The sequence below is a fragment of the Xanthomonas sp. CFBP 8443 genome (assembly GCF_025666195.1).
Taxonomy (GTDB): Bacteria; Pseudomonadota; Gammaproteobacteria; order Xanthomonadales; family Xanthomonadaceae; genus Xanthomonas_A.
In genome coordinates, this window is the sequence record NZ_CP102592.1 from 494,677 (window position 1) to 508,184 (window position 13,508).

The following is a 13,508-nucleotide window of genomic DNA, read 5'->3' on the forward strand; positions in this document are numbered from 1 at the left end:
CATGCGGCGGCTCAGGCGAAGCCGCCGTTCGCGCGCAGGACCTGGGCGTTGACCCAGCCGCCACCGGGGCCGGCCAGGAACGCCACCACGGCGGCGATGTCGTCGGGCGTGCCCAGCCGTTCCAGCGGGGCCAGCTTGGCGCTCTGCTCGATCTGTTCGGGGCTCTTGCCGTTGAGGAACAGCTCGGTGCCGACCGGGCCGGGCGCGACCGCGTTGACCGTGATGCCCTTGCCGCGCAGCTCGTTGGCGAGCACGCGCACCAGCCCTTCGACGCCGGCCTTGGAGGCGATGTAGGGGCCGTAGCCCGGGAACGCCTTGGCGATGACGCTGGTCGACAGGGCGATGATGCGGCCGCCTTCGCCGAGCTGCGCGGCGGCCTGGCCCAGCACCAGGAACGTGCCACGCAGGTTGGTGGCGATCACCCGGTCGAAGTCGGCCAGGCCGTCTGCGGCGATTCGCGCCATCGGCATGACGCCGGCGCTGTTGACCACCACGTCGATGCGGCCAAAGGCCTGGCGCGCGGCGTCGAACAGCGCGGCGACGTCCTCGGGGTTGCCGACGTCGCCCTGGACGGCGATGGCCTTGCCGCCGGCCGCCGCGATGGCCGCCACGGTGTCCTGCGCCTTGGCGGCGTTGCCGGCGTAGTTGACGACGACCGCGAAGCCATCGGCGGCCAGGCGTTGGGCGATGGCCTGGCCGATACCGCGGGAGGCGCCGGTGACGATGGCGGTCTTGGATGCGTGCGTACGCATGGCGTGCTCCAGAGAAGAGGGGCGGACTGCCCGTGGAGCGTCATTCTTCCGGTTGACGCCATTGGGATAAATCCTGCTAAGTTGCCAACTCAATTCAACGACAGACAACAATCGGGCCATGGACCGCTTCGACTCGCTGCACCTGTTCACCCGCATCGTGGAGCTGGGCAGCTTCAGCCAAGCCGCGGCGGCGTTGGACATTCCCCGCGCCACCGCCACCTACGCGATCAAGGCGCTGGAAGCCCGGCTCGGCACCCGCCTGCTCGACCGCACCACGCGCACCGTGCGCCCGACCTTGGACGGCCAGGCGTTCTACGCGCGCTGCGTGCACGTGCTCAGCGAGCTGGACGACGCCGAAGCCTCGTTGCGCCAGGTCGCGTCCAATCCGCGCGGCGTCCTGCGCGTGGACATGCACGGCACGCACGCGACGCGGATCGTGCTGCCGCGCATCGACGAATTCCGGACGCGCTATCCCGGCATCGAGCTGGTCGTCAGCAGCGGCGACCGGCTGGTCGATCTGGTCCGCGAAGGCGTGGATTGCGTGATCCGCGCAGGCACCCCGCGCGACTCCTCGCTGGTGGCGCGGCGGTTGGCGATCATGCCGCAGGTGGTCTGCGCCAGCCCGGACTATCTCGCCCGCTTCGGCACGCCGCGCCATCCCGACGACCTTGCCGCGCATCAAGTGGTGAAGTTCTTCTCGAGCGGCGGCGCCACCGACAACACCCTGGACCTGCGCGTCGGCGGCCAGGTGCGTGCGTTCGCGCTCGACGGGTGGATGTCGGTCAACGATGCCGAGAACAACGTCATCTGCGCGCTGCGCGGCTGCGGCTTGATCCAGCTGCCGCGCTTCCATGTCGAAGACGAGTTGCGGGACGGACGCCTGGTCGAAGTGCTGGCCGACTGGCCGAGCCCGGACTTCCCGCTGTCGGCGATGTATCCGCAGCACCGCCAGCTGTCGCCGCGGGTTCGCGTGTTCGTCGATTGGCTGAGCAAGCTGTACGCAGAGAAGTTCGGACATCCGGGGGAGTGAATTATGAAACGCTGGGGCTCTCGGAAGAGTGCTGGAGATGCGCTGCTGTGTAGTGCTGTCGAAAACGCGGCGCAATTTTCGTAGACTTTCGAGAAAGGGAAACGAAGTGCAAATGGGCCCGATACGCTCGATGGACCCCGGTGTGATCGCCTTCCCGTCATCTCAGCAACTCCACTACCTGAAATCTCACACGTCTGTAGCGCCGCCCCGTGCGGTTGATATCGCTTCCCGCGAGATCAAGGGCTAACAAAAGGACATCGATGCAAGGACGCGAAACGTCATCTGCCGGATGGGGCGAGTTGCTGGTCGTCGTGGCGATCGCGTTCGGGCTCCCCATCTACTGGAGCTTTTCGGCGGTGCTGGCGGCCGAGGTCGATGCGTCTTTCTCGGAAGCCAGCCTGTGGTCGATGGTCTTCTATGAGCTGCTGGTCATGGCGGTGCTTGGTCCGGCGCTGTGGCTGCGTGGATGGAGTGCGCAGGCATTGGGTCTCCATTGGCAGAGGCGGGACATCTGGCAAGCACTGGGACTGCTGATCGTATGCATCGCGGCGTGCTATCCGTTGAGCTTGCTCGGGGCGTTCATGGCCGAGGGCGTGAATCCCTCCATGGATGCCATGGTCGCCAGCAACCTGTCGCTGGCCGCGATCGTGGCGATCTCGTTGGTCAATCCCGTTTTCGAGGAAGTGTTCGTCTGCGCGTATGTGATACGCGCGTTGGAGCGACGGCATAGCCGCGCGTTCGCGGTGAACGTCAGTACGGCGATCCGAGCCTCGTATCACTTGTACCAAGGCCCCATCGGCGCAATTTCATTGGTCGTGGTGGGGCTGATCCTCGGATGGTGGTTCGCACGCACAGGCCGGCTCTGGCCCGCGATCATCGCCCACGGCTTGATGGACCTGCTCGCGCTGATGGTTTATGCCTAGCATGTGGCGCAACAGAAGGCGCGGAGCAGCGTCTTCCGCCGGACCATGGTCCATGGTGCGCTGCGGCGCGATTCGGATCTCGGAAGGTATGAGTCGCAGCTGCTTCGGATTGGGCGGGCCGCTGCTGAGGCGTGACATCAAGTGCCGTATTGGGCCAGGGAGACGTCTGTGAGAACAATGATCCTGATGCTGGCAGCAGCAGTGCTTGCGCTTCCTCGCGGGGCTGTCGCGCGCTCTTCAGAGGATGAGGTGGCGGCCGCAACGTCTTATGCCCAAAGCGTGGGAATCCCGGTGGAGGAGGCTGCCAGGAGGCTGTATATGCAGGAGCATGCCCAGGCCCAGGTGTCCCGCATTGTCGACCGCTATAGCGGTAGGTTGGCGGGCGCGTACTGGGAAGACATGCCAACGCTGCAGTTCGTGATACGGCTCAAGGGCTCGGCGCCGGTGACGCCCGTGCCGAACGTGGCAACTGCAAGGGGAGAGCTTCCCATCGTGATAAAGATGGGAGCACCGGCTACCATCGATGAGCTTTGGGAAAAGATCAAACGGCATCACGCCGATCTGTACGAAACGGTTCCAGGACTGCAAGGGATCTTTGTCGATGAGCGCACAGGGGATATCGTGCTTCATGTGTACAGCGAGACGCTCGATCGCCGCGACTACAGCAGTCGGATACCGGCCTTGAGGCGTAAGCTGGATGCGCCGGTCAGGATCGAGTTCTTGTCCGGCCCCATGCGCAATCCCCTGGAGTGATGTTGCCTCGCGTGCAACGCATCAGCGGTTGCTCGTGCAGATGGAGCCAATGCGGTGACCTGCACGCTGTTCTTCTGCTCCACGGTAGAGATCAGGGGCGTCGAACGGAATTCCGGAGTAGCATGCCACTGCCGGCACGTATCCAGGTTCAAACGCGCTCATTTTTTACTGCGGCGCGACGAGACAGTCAGTAACGGCAACGCACGCCACGCGCGCAAACGCGAGGGTGCCCTGCGATGCAGCCGGCCAAGAGCCGGCGCACGCCGCAGCCTAGTAGCGGTAGGACACCGTGAAGCTGGCGGTGCGCGGGATGTCCGGCCAGACTTCGAAGGTGCTGAAGGCGTGGGTGTAGCCGCGCTTGTCGGCCACGTTGTCGATGCGCATGCCCATCGTGAGCTGGCGACTGATCTCGTAGTCCATCGACAGGTCCGTGCGCCAGTACGACGGCAGTTCGAAGCTGCCGTCCACGTCGCCGGTGCGGGTGCCGGTGTAGGTGGAGGACGCACCGAGGCGCAGGCCGCTCAGGACGCCCTCGCTGAAGCGGTAGTCGCTCTGCAGCACGAAGCTGTGCCTGGGCACGTTGCGGATGGGCGCGCCGACCAGGGTGGCGTTGGTGTCTTCCACCGTCTTGGCGCGCGTGTAGGCGTAGCCGGTCTGCACGGTCCAGCCCTGCATGGCCAGCCGCGCGGAGAGGTCGACGCCTTCCGAGCGCTGCTTGCCGATGGCGGCGAGCGAGCTGGGATTGTCGCGATCGGAGACCGCCACGTGCTCGCGTTCGAGCCGGAACAACGCGCCCGTCGCCACCAGCCGCCCATTCCAGAACGAGGACTTTGCGCCGACTTCGTACTGCACGCCGGTTTCCGGCTCCAGCGGCGTGCCGCTCGCGGTCAGCCCGGACACCGGCAGGAACGAGGTGGTGCGGTTCGCGAACAGGGCCAGGTTCTCGTGCGGCGTGTAGAGCAGGCCCAACTGGCTGGTCCAGGCGTCCTGCTTCTGCTTGAAGCTGCCGCTGCCGCCCCGGCCCGTCAGCGAGGCGGTGTCCTGCCGATACGTGGACCAGCGCGCGCCCACTACCGCCCGCAACGTGTCGGTCAGGCCGATGCGGTCCTGCGCGAACAGGCCGAGGGTGCGGATGGCTTCCTCGCTGGTGCTGCTGCGCGAGGGGAGCGGGACGACCTCGGGCCTACGGTCGAACTGGTAGACCGGCGCGTAAAGGTCTAGGCTGTCGGCCAGCCCGGTGGTGTTGGCGTTGTGGCGTTTGAAGCGCGTGTAGTCGCCGCCGGCCACGAACTCGTGGGTGATCGCGCCGGTGCTGGTCTGCCAGGCGAGGTCGTTGTGCGCCGACCATGCTTCGCCGGCACTCTGTCCATCGAGCACCGCGCGGGTCAGCGTGCGTTGCGGCTCGTCCCAGCCGAGCACGCCGAAGATGTTCTCTTCGTCGACCTCTTCCCGCGTCCACGAGATCGCGGCGCGGTAGCGGACGCTGTCGCTGAAGCGATGCTCCAGGCGCGCGCTGACGTCGGTATTGCTGCGCACGGACGGATCGAACGTGGGATCGACCAGGCTGAGCGAACGCGGCAGCGGGCCGTTCGGGTTCGCCAGCACGGTGCCTTCGGCAGGCACGCCGTTGAAGAAGCCTTCGATGCGGTTGCGGGTGTGGAACGCCTCCAGCGTCACGGTGGTGCGTTCGCCCAGATCGATAGCCAGCGACGGCGCGATGAACTGGTGCTGCCGGTTCCAGAAATCCACGAACGACTTGCTGTCGTCGAAGGCGCCGGTGACGCGGAAGCGCACGGAGCCGTCGGCGGACAGCGGGCCTGTGAGATCCACGGTGGCGCGCCAGTCGTCGAAACGCGCGTACTTCACCGCGCCCTCGAAGCCCCAGACGCTTTCCGGCTGCTTGGTGACGATGTTGACCACGGCGCCCGGCTGCAGCTGCCCGTACAGGACCGAGGCCGGTCCCTTGAGCACTTCGATGCGTTCGATGGCGACCGCGTCGCGTGCCTGGCGCAAGGCGTTGGCGGTCATGCCGTTGACGGTCTGGTTGGCCGCGAAGCCGCGGATCAGGTAGGTGTCGCCGAACGCATCGAGCGTGGAGCCGTCGCGCGAGGCGCCCGGCACGAAGCGCAGCGCATCGCCCACGGTTTCGCTTCCGGTCGCCTCGATCATGGCGCGATCGATCACGTCCACGGTCTGCGGAATCTGCAGCGTCGTGTCGCTGGTCACGCGCCCGTAGACGGAGATCTGGTCCAGCGTGACCGGATCGGTTTCCGCGTCCTGTGCGGCCGCCGACTGGCTCGCCAGGCCCAATGCAAACGCGATGGCCAGAGGCAGGCGGTTGGGACGGGGACGCAAGGACATGACCGATTCCGGAATGAGAGTTAATCTCATATGGTAGCTGAATGGGGGAGGGCTCGCGTCTTTTGGGCTGCTTGGCGACCACCAGGAGTGCGGCTGGACCGCCGGCGCAAGCTGTTCGGTACATCGCAGGATTCTCGTGGGGAGGTCGTAGTGTTGCTCCCGCGAGCGCGGCTGCCCGCGCAAGCCAGTCGTGTAAGCTCGCGTTTTTCCTGGGGGGGAGGGGCGCCATGGTCAGGATACTTGCGGCTTTGTTGTGCATGCTGGCGCTGCCGGCGTCGGCCCAGTCGGCCTACAAATGCAAGGATCCCAAGCTCGGGACGGTGTACCAGTCCGTGCCCTGCGCGAACGGCACCGAGCAGAAGCGATGGGAGACCGCGGCGTCCGCTGCGCCTGCCGGCGGCCAAGGCCCGCAACGGGCATCGCAACCGCCTGCCGGCCAGAACGGCCAACAGGCGCCTTCCGGCAGCGGCCAGGAGCCCAGCTTCGGCGCGAGCCTGATCAGCTCGGTGCGCGCGCCGGGTCCGGAAGCCTGCACGCGCGCCAGGCACGTGCGCGACAGCGCCCGCAACGACCCGGCCATGAAAGACGATCGCGATTTCATGCAGGCGGTCGAGAAAGCCGTGACCCAAGCCTGCAAGTGAATCGGCGGCGCCGCGCCGCGGCAGCGACGGTGTGAGCTGCCGGTCTGGAGCGGCAGCGAGCGTCATGGGCGGCTGCAATCCGCTTCAAGGACCCAACATCGGCGTGCACGGCCGCGATCCCGGCCGAAGGCGCGCGGGCAATCGCGAGTAGTTCCTCAACGTGCGCAGCAATCCACGCCGCTGCGGCCGACGCGAGAGCCGTGACATCCCAGGCGGAAACGCGGTTCCGCTCGGACAAGTGCTGCACATGAGCCCCGTGACCGCTGGGACGATGCCGTCTGCCGCACGATGGAATGCGGCAAAGTCCTGGAGCGTGTGGCCGATACCATCACGAGCGGCGGTATCGCGGCGATCTGGCGGCGCAGGCAGCGCCGATCAGCACGGCGCTGCCTGGCCGGCCGCATAGCGCACGCCCTGCCGCAGCTGCGCCAGGAAATTCGGGTCGGCGTACACCGCCGCGTCGTGACCCAGGCCGGTGTACCAGGCACGGCCGCCGTCGAAGCCGTGGCACCAGGCGATGGGGTGGTCCGCGCCCATGCTGCCGCCTTCGTACAGGCCTTCGTCCACAGTGGCGATGACCTGCACCTGGGCGCGCGGGTTGCTGCGGTAGTCGTAGATCTCGTCGCGGATCGGCCAGGACGCGCCGTCGGGGCGGCCGTCGCGCTCGGGTTGCACGCGGGTGGATTGCAGTCCGGGCGGATGGCCCTTGAACCATGCGCCGACCAGGCGCCCGTACCACGGCCAGGTGTAGCCGGTGTCGGCGGCCGAGTGCACGCCGACGAAGCCGCCGCCGTTGTGCACGAAGCCTTCGAAGGCGCGCTGCTGCGCCGGGTCGAGGATCTCGCCGGTGGTGCTGGCGAAGACCACCACGCGATAGCGGGCCAGGTTGGCTGCGGTGAAGTCGTTCGCGTCCTCGCTGTGGTCGGCGACCAAGCCCTCTTCGCTCGCCAGCTGGCGCAGCGTCGCTACCGCGGTGGGAATCGACTCGTGACGGAAGCCGGCGGTCTTGCTGAAGATCAGCATGCGTTCCGGCGTCGGCGTCGGCGTCGGCGCGGGTGCGGCGGCGACGACGCCGGCGAGCAGGGTGACGAGCGGGAAGGCGAGCGGGTGCATGATGGGATTCTGCCTCGGATGCCGGCCGGCGGGGAGCGGGATCGCGGATGGGATCGGCGTGCGCCTTGCCCAAGATTACACGCGCGTCGCGCCGGCGTGCGCCGCAGCCGAAGGCGCTTTCGTGCATGCAGGGCCCGAACGCCGACCGCGGAGAGTTCTGGCACGCTGGCTGGCGGTGCGCAAGATGAAGCAGAATTCCTCTCCCTTCCCGAGCTTGGACACGCGATGTCAGGACGATGCAAGTGGACCGCGGTGCTGCTGTGCATGGCCGCGTTCGGCGCCGCAGCGGCCACGCCGGCGCCGGTCGAGTACGGCACCAAGGACGGTTGGGGTAGCCTGCAGATCAGCGGGCAGGGCGGCGTCCGCCAGTTCGAGATCGAGGCGGTGGGCGCCAACGGCCATACCTGCGCGCTGTCGGGGACGCTGCGTGGCGAGATCGCCGAGGCCACCGATGGCAGCGACACGCCGTGCCGCGTGTCGTTCAAGCGCACGCCTGGCGGGTTCGAGGCGACGCCCCTGACCGAGGACAGCTGCCGCGACTATTGCGGCGCGCGCGCCGGCTTCGACGGCGAGTACCTGGCGTTGCCGCCAGGCTGCACCGCGGCGGCGAGCGGCAAGCGACGCTCGGCGTACCTGGCCGACTATCGCGGCAAGCGTTATGCGGCCGCGCTGGCGGGCATGGATGCATTCGGCAAGGAGTGCGGCACGTTCTTCAACTGGCTGGAGCGCGACCGCTTCGCCAACGATCGCGCCATCGCCCTGCTGCGCCTGGGCCGCCCCAAGGACTGCCTGGCCGCGCTGGACAGCACCATCGCCGGCGCCAGTCGCGACGAGGATTCGCTGCAGCAGGAGCTGGACAAGAACGGCAGCATGCTGCCGCCAAGCGATTGGGACAGCTATCTGCCGATCGCCAAGTCCACCTGGTTCAACCGCAAGCTGTGCGAGGCGGCAAAGTAGCCTCGGGCCATCCGTCGCGACGAACGAAGCGCCCCCACTCGCCCCTGTAGGAGCGGCTTCAGCCGCGACAGAAACCTTGGGCGACCGGAGCGGCCGCAGCCCCCCTGCAATGCCTTCCCGACGCTATCGCAAGCTGTTGTAGGCGCGCCTTCGCAGCTTCGCACTCACGCACCGGCCGCCAGCATCAACCACTTCCGCGTCAGCCTGGCGGCGCGTCTGGCGCCTGGCCGGCAACCAGCGCCGACGCCACGATCGCATGCACCTGCCGCGCCAGCGCCTTGCGGTCCGCGTCGTGGCCGATCGCGATCGGCGCGTGGAAGGTCACCCGCACCACGGCGCCGGACAGGCGCAGGAAGCGTGCGACGTGGGTGCCGGCCTGCATCGTGCCGTAGAACGCGTAGGCGTCGCGCTCGCCGCCGTGCGCCAGGCTGCGGCCGTCGACGGACAGCAGGTCCAGGGTGAACGGTTGCAGCGTCCATGGCCGGGTGTCGGCGTCACCACCCAGGAACAGCGAGAACAGGCTCGACTTGAACGGGGCCACGCGCTCGCCGGAGGAGGTGGTGCCTTCGGCGAACAGCACCACGTCATGGTCGGGGCGGATCTGCGCGGCGACGGCCGCGGCCACATGGGCGGCGTCGGTCCGGCGGCGGCTGATGAACACGGTCTGCGCCAGTGCGCCGAGATGCCGCATTCCCGGCCAGCGCTCCATGTCGTTCTTGGCGATGAAGCGTGCGTGCAGCAAGCTGCCCAGCACCACGATGTCGAAATGCGAGAGATGGTTGCCGACGAACAGCGTGCCGCCGCCGCTGCGGGGGACGCCGACGCGCTCGACGCGGATGCCCAGCAGCGTGCGCAGGCAGGCGAACCACAGTCGCGGCAGCACGAAGGCGATGCGTCCGCGGGTGAAGCGCATCAGCAGCCATTGCGGCGGCAGCAGGATCGCGCTGATGAACACGAAGATGGCGAGCCTGGCGACGCTGCGCACGCTGGCGAGAAGGGAGCGCGACGCTGGCCGCGGGTGGGCAGGAGGCATGGCGTGGAGGGCGTGGGCGGCGCTGGAGGCAGGGCGCAGTTTACCCCGCGATCTCGCCGCCGCCGTTGGCCAGGCAGCGCCGCGTCCCCCTGGCAGTGGACGCCAGACCCTGAGGTAAACTACGCGGACTTGACGACGCGCAAGCCGTGTTCCATCGCCAGCCCCAGTCGTGAGAATCCGCACAGGCCGCCTGCCTGTGGCTCACTTCATCCCAGGGGTTTTCCCATGTCCGTTTTCCATCTTCGCGGCGCTGCCGTGCGCCTGAGCGTGTTGTCGGTCGGCCTGTCCATCGCGCTGTCGGCCGCGGCGCAGCCGGACGCCGGCGCCGATCCGACCACGCTGGACGCGATCAACGTCAAGGCCGAACGCGAACGGTCGTACACGGTCGAGCAGACCGCGGCGGCGACGCGCCTGTCGCTGACGCCGCAGCAGACGCCGCAGTCGATCAGCGTGGTCACTGCGCAGCGGATCGAAGACCAGCACCTGACCTCGGTACGCGATGTGCTCGACAACGTCACCGGCGTGTCGTCCAACGCCTACGACACCGAGCGCGTGCTGTTCTATGCGCGCGGATTTCCGGTGGAGAACATGGCCTACGACGGCGTGCCGGTGGCGCCCGGGCTGAATTCCGGATCGGCCGACGCCAGCCTGGACACCGCCATCTATGAGCGCATCGAAGTGTTGCGCGGGGCCAGCGGCCTGCTCACCGGTGCGGGCAGCCCGTCGGCGACGATCAACTTCGTGCGCAAGCGCGCCGACAGCCGCACGCTGCAGGCCGAGACATCGTTGAGCGCGGGGTCGTGGGACACCTGGCGCGGCACCGCCGATGTCGCCGCGCCGCTGGCGGCCGACGGCAGCGTGCGCGGCCGCGTGGTCGGCGCCTACGAGCAGGGCGATTCCTACCTGGACCGCTACAGCAAGGAGAAGACCGTGCTGTACGGCGTGGTCGATGCCGACCTCGGCGCCGCCACCACGTTGAGCGTGGGCTACGACTACCAGAAGAACCGGCCGCAGGGCGTGACCTGGGGCACCTACCCGGTGTTCTACGACGATGGCAGTTTCCTGGAATGGCCGCGCGGTTTCAGCAGCGCCGCGGACTGGACCTTCTGGAACACCACCACCGCCACCGCCTTCGCCGATCTCAAGCACACGTTCGGCAATGGTTGGTTGCTGCGCGCGCTGGCCAGCCACCGCGCCACCGACGGCGACATGGCGCTGTTCTACGTCTACGGGTTCCCGAACCGCGTCAGCGGCGAGACCGTGGAGCCGTCCGCCTACCGCAGCCGCGACCGCGGCCTGCAGAACATGGTGGACGTGTACGCATCCGGGCCGTTCCGCGCGTGGGGCCGCGAGCACGAGCTGGTGCTGGGCCTGAGCGGTTCGCGCTACAGCAAGCGCTCATGGGTGAACGCCACCGAGGCGCTGGCGCCGGTCGGCGATTTCCTGCAGTGGGACGGCCGCTATCCGTTTCCGCAGTTCGCCGCCGATGCCGACAAGGCCACCGACATCCGCACCGACCAGCAGGGCGCCTACGCCGCCGCGCGCCTGTCGCTGGCCGAGCCATTGACGCTGATCGTCGGCGCCCGCTACAGCCGCTGGAAGAACGACACCGACGACCTCTACAGCGGCGTGTTCCGCCACGACCACCGCAAGACCGTGCCCTATGCCGGGCTGGTCTATGCGATCACCCCGGTGTATTCGGCGTTCGTCAGCTACACCGAGATCTTCGATCCGCAGGACAACCGGCGCCGCGACGGCAGCTTCCTCGATCCGGTACTCGGCAGCAGCCGCGAGATCGGGATCAAGGGCCGCCATTTCGACGGCCGCCTCAACACCGCGCTGGTGCTGTTCGACACCCGCCAGGACAACGTGGCCGAGGCCGAGGTCGGGCAGACCCTGCCCGACGGCCTGACCCAGGCCTTCGTGGCGGTGGACGGCACGCGCTCGCGCGGCTTCGAGCTGGAAGCGTCGGGCGAACTGAGCGAAGGCTGGAGCGCGTCGTTCGGTTGGTCGCATTTCGAACTGGAAGGCCCGGACGGCGCCGACCTGCGCACCGCGCTGCCGCGCACGCTGGTGCGCGTGTTCACCACCTATCGGCTGCCCGGCGCATGGAACCGGCTCACCGTGGGCGGCGGCGCCAACTGGCAGTCCGCCAGCCACGCCGCGGTGGACGGCCCCGACGGCCCGCAGCGTGTGGACCAGGCCTCGGTGACCCTGCTCGGTGCGATGGCACGCTACGACGTCAACGCGCAGGCGTCGCTGCAGCTCAACGCGAGCAACCTGCTGGATCGCAAGTACTTCGTGCTGGACGAGTACAGCAACCTGTACTACGCCGCCGGGCGCAGCGCGACGCTGAGCTTCAGCTACAGGTTCTGAGCCGCCGCCGCGCTGCGTCGTCGTCGCAGCGCGGCATGCAGCGGCATGCGCGAACCGCATGCCGCGGTGGCGGCGCAGCGGTCGTCGCGCGTCGTCGCTTGCGCCTTATTTCTTCAATTCCAGCACCGGCACGAAGCCGCCGTAGATCATGCGCTTGCCGTCGAACGGCATCGGGTTGACCGCCGGATCCATGCGGGGGTCCTCCATCATCTTCTTCATGCCGGCGTCGCGGGTGGCTTTGTCCGGCCACTCGATCCACGAGAACACCACCGTCTCGTCGTCCTTGGCCTCCACTGCGCGGAAGAAGTCGGTCTGCTGGCCGTGCGGCACATCGTCGCCCCAGCATTCGAGTACGCGCAGCGCGCCGTGCTCGATGAACACCGAATCGACGCGGGCGTGTTCCAGGAACTTCTCCTTGTTGGCGGTGGGCACCGCCAGTACGAAACCATCGACATACGACATGGAACCTCCGGGGTTCGGCGCGCCGGAATGGGCGCCTTGCTGGATACGACGTGCGAGAGGGCGGGAAATCGACAAGCGATGCCGCGGTGGCGATGGTGTCTGCCGCGGCACTGGGTCCGTATGAACCCGTTCGATACGCGCCGCAGCGAACGCGCCTGCCAGCGTCGCCTCTGCGGCGGATGCAGCGCGTCAGCCCTGGCGGGCGCTATCCGGACAGGAGGCGGCCTGCTTCAGCGAGTAGGACTGCAGGATCCAGCGATGGTCCTGGCTGTCGTCGATGACGTAGTTCCACGTTTGCAGCTGGCCCTGCGCGCACGACGCGATGCCGATGGTGTCGCCGGGCATGCCGGTCGCAGGCAGGGGGACGGGCTGCGGGATCGGGCCGGTCGTCATCGGTTTGGTCGTGCTGTAGGCCAGGGTGATGGTGCCGAGCCGCTCGGGATCGCCCTTGGGCTTGCCGTCCATGGCGGTCAGGTGCTGTGCCAGCCAGTCGTGGATCTGGCGCCATTGCGGCGTTCCCGGCGCATGGCGGGTCCTGGTCGCGATCTGCAGCGTGTCCTGCGGGGTGTCGGCATTGCCGGCCGGCGCGATCAGCGGCAGCGCCGCCAGGATCAGCGCGCCCGCCGACAGCGTGTGCTTCCAGCGTGGGAGCGGCGGCTGCTTGCGCTGGGACTGCACGTCCTCCGATCCCGGGTGCAGGCCCCGCCCGCGCCACGTTCCACTGTTCGCTCGCATCCGTCCTGCTCCTTGCTCGCTGCTGGCCGATCGAAAAATACCACTGCCCATGGCGGTTGGCATCCTGCCGCTGGCCGCCCGACGCGGGATGGCGGCGCTTTGTCTACGCTGCCGCGCAGCATGCGGGCGGCGGCGCGACGCTGCTCACTTGGCGGCGGCGAGCGAGGCCTGCAGGGCGGTGGCCAGGGCGGCGTCGCCGCTGACCAACTCGCTCCAGCGTAACGCCAGGCCCTTGCGACGGCCTTTTTCGGTGAGTTTCAGGCCGTCCGGGTCGATGGTCAGCGTATAGGTCGTGCCGTCGATCTCCAGTTCCCGGCGCAACGGTTTGTCCAGTGGGGTCATGCGGCGCTCCCGGTTTTCACGATGCGCCGA

13 protein-coding genes are annotated in these 13,508 nt (G+C 68.0%); 6 read left to right on the forward strand and 7 right to left on the reverse strand.

Going from position 1 to position 13,508, the window contains the following annotated elements; translation table 11 throughout:
* Positions 1-11 precede the first annotated feature (11 nt).
* Complete coding sequence (locus tag NUG20_RS01985; protein ID WP_263396797.1) at positions 12-752, reverse strand: SDR family oxidoreductase; 741 nt, start codon at positions 750-752, stop codon at positions 12-14.
* A 118-nt stretch (positions 753-870) separates the two neighbouring features.
* Here NUG20_RS01985 and NUG20_RS01990 point away from each other — a divergent pair, with 118 nt between their 5' ends.
* From NUG20_RS01990 to NUG20_RS02000, 3 genes are all read left to right on the forward strand, one after another.
* On the forward strand, positions 871-1,782 hold the full coding sequence (locus NUG20_RS01990; protein ID WP_263396798.1) for a LysR family transcriptional regulator: 912 nt from the start codon (positions 871-873) through the stop codon (positions 1,780-1,782).
* A 260-nt stretch (positions 1,783-2,042) separates the two neighbouring features.
* On the forward strand, positions 2,043-2,705 hold the full coding sequence (locus NUG20_RS01995; protein ID WP_263396799.1) for a CPBP family intramembrane glutamic endopeptidase: 663 nt from the start codon (positions 2,043-2,045) through the stop codon (positions 2,703-2,705).
* A gap of 177 nt (positions 2,706-2,882) precedes the next feature.
* On the forward strand, positions 2,883-3,458 hold the full coding sequence (locus NUG20_RS02000) for a hypothetical protein (protein WP_263396801.1): 576 nt from the start codon (positions 2,883-2,885) through the stop codon (positions 3,456-3,458).
* A gap of 270 nt (positions 3,459-3,728) precedes the next feature.
* On the opposite strand, the gene NUG20_RS02005 is transcribed toward NUG20_RS02000, so the two are convergent.
* Positions 3,729-5,819, reverse strand: a complete 2,091-nt coding sequence (locus NUG20_RS02005) for a TonB-dependent siderophore receptor (RefSeq protein WP_263396802.1) — start codon at positions 5,817-5,819, stop codon at positions 3,729-3,731.
* Positions 5,820-6,076: 257 nt separating this feature from the next.
* Between NUG20_RS02005 and NUG20_RS02010 the strand changes: the two genes are divergently transcribed.
* Complete coding sequence (locus tag NUG20_RS02010; protein ID WP_263396803.1) at positions 6,077-6,460, forward strand: DUF4124 domain-containing protein; 384 nt, start codon at positions 6,077-6,079, stop codon at positions 6,458-6,460.
* A 375-nt stretch (positions 6,461-6,835) separates the two neighbouring features.
* Here NUG20_RS02010 and NUG20_RS02015 read toward each other — a convergent pair whose 3' ends face one another.
* Entirely contained in the window at positions 6,836-7,573 is a 738-nt protein-coding gene (locus tag NUG20_RS02015; protein WP_263396804.1) for a ThuA domain-containing protein, read from the reverse strand.
* 225 nt (positions 7,574-7,798) lie between these two features.
* Between NUG20_RS02015 and NUG20_RS02020 the strand changes: the two genes are divergently transcribed.
* On the forward strand, positions 7,799-8,530 hold the full coding sequence (locus tag NUG20_RS02020) for a hypothetical protein (RefSeq protein WP_263396805.1): 732 nt from the start codon (positions 7,799-7,801) through the stop codon (positions 8,528-8,530).
* Between the two features lie 199 nt (positions 8,531-8,729).
* On the opposite strand, the gene NUG20_RS02025 is transcribed toward NUG20_RS02020, so the two are convergent.
* Complete coding sequence (locus tag NUG20_RS02025) at positions 8,730-9,563, reverse strand: lysophospholipid acyltransferase family protein (RefSeq protein WP_263396806.1); 834 nt, start codon at positions 9,561-9,563, stop codon at positions 8,730-8,732.
* Positions 9,564-9,788: 225 nt separating this feature from the next.
* Here NUG20_RS02025 and NUG20_RS02030 point away from each other — a divergent pair, with 225 nt between their 5' ends.
* Positions 9,789-11,939 carry a TonB-dependent siderophore receptor gene (locus NUG20_RS02030; RefSeq protein WP_263396807.1) on the forward strand — a complete coding sequence of 717 codons (2,151 nt, stop codon included), beginning with the start codon at positions 9,789-9,791 and terminating at the stop codon, positions 11,937-11,939.
* Between the two features lie 105 nt (positions 11,940-12,044).
* On the opposite strand, the gene NUG20_RS02035 is transcribed toward NUG20_RS02030, so the two are convergent.
* From NUG20_RS02035 to NUG20_RS02045, 3 genes are all read right to left on the reverse strand, one after another.
* Entirely contained in the window at positions 12,045-12,401 is a 357-nt protein-coding gene (locus NUG20_RS02035) for a DUF1428 domain-containing protein (protein ID WP_263396808.1), read from the reverse strand.
* A 189-nt stretch (positions 12,402-12,590) separates the two neighbouring features.
* Positions 12,591-13,079, reverse strand: coding sequence for a hypothetical protein (locus tag NUG20_RS02040; protein WP_263396809.1), 489 nt, complete (start codon positions 13,077-13,079; stop codon positions 12,591-12,593).
* A 201-nt stretch (positions 13,080-13,280) separates the two neighbouring features.
* Positions 13,281-13,478 carry a hypothetical protein gene (locus NUG20_RS02045; RefSeq protein ID WP_263398369.1) on the reverse strand — a complete coding sequence of 66 codons (198 nt, stop codon included), beginning with the start codon at positions 13,476-13,478 and terminating at the stop codon, positions 13,281-13,283.
* Between the last annotated feature and the right edge of the window lie 30 nt (positions 13,479-13,508).

Bases quoted from the DNA above. Each gene is read 5' to 3' on its own strand.
- NUG20_RS01985 (WP_263396797.1), bottom strand. From the start codon at position 752: ATGCGTACGCACGCATCCAAGACCGCCATCGTCACCGGCGCCTCCCGC.
- NUG20_RS01990 (WP_263396798.1), top strand. From the start codon at position 871: ATGGACCGCTTCGACTCGCTGCACCTGTTCACCCGCATCGTGGAGCTG.
- NUG20_RS01995 (WP_263396799.1), top strand. From the start codon at position 2,043: ATGCAAGGACGCGAAACGTCATCTGCCGGATGGGGCGAGTTGCTGGTC.
- NUG20_RS02000 (WP_263396801.1), top strand. From the start codon at position 2,883: ATGATCCTGATGCTGGCAGCAGCAGTGCTTGCGCTTCCTCGCGGGGCT.
- NUG20_RS02005 (WP_263396802.1), bottom strand. From the start codon at position 5,819: ATGTCCTTGCGTCCCCGTCCCAACCGCCTGCCTCTGGCCATCGCGTTT.
- NUG20_RS02010 (WP_263396803.1), top strand. From the start codon at position 6,077: ATGCTGGCGCTGCCGGCGTCGGCCCAGTCGGCCTACAAATGCAAGGAT.
- NUG20_RS02015 (WP_263396804.1), bottom strand. From the start codon at position 7,573: ATGCACCCGCTCGCCTTCCCGCTCGTCACCCTGCTCGCCGGCGTCGTC.
- NUG20_RS02020 (WP_263396805.1), top strand. From the start codon at position 7,799: ATGTCAGGACGATGCAAGTGGACCGCGGTGCTGCTGTGCATGGCCGCG.
- NUG20_RS02025 (WP_263396806.1), bottom strand. From the start codon at position 9,563: ATGCCTCCTGCCCACCCGCGGCCAGCGTCGCGCTCCCTTCTCGCCAGC.
- NUG20_RS02030 (WP_263396807.1), top strand. From the start codon at position 9,789: ATGTCCGTTTTCCATCTTCGCGGCGCTGCCGTGCGCCTGAGCGTGTTG.
- NUG20_RS02035 (WP_263396808.1), bottom strand. From the start codon at position 12,401: ATGTCGTATGTCGATGGTTTCGTACTGGCGGTGCCCACCGCCAACAAG.
- NUG20_RS02045 (WP_263398369.1), bottom strand. From the start codon at position 13,478: ATGACCCCACTGGACAAACCGTTGCGCCGGGAACTGGAGATCGACGGC.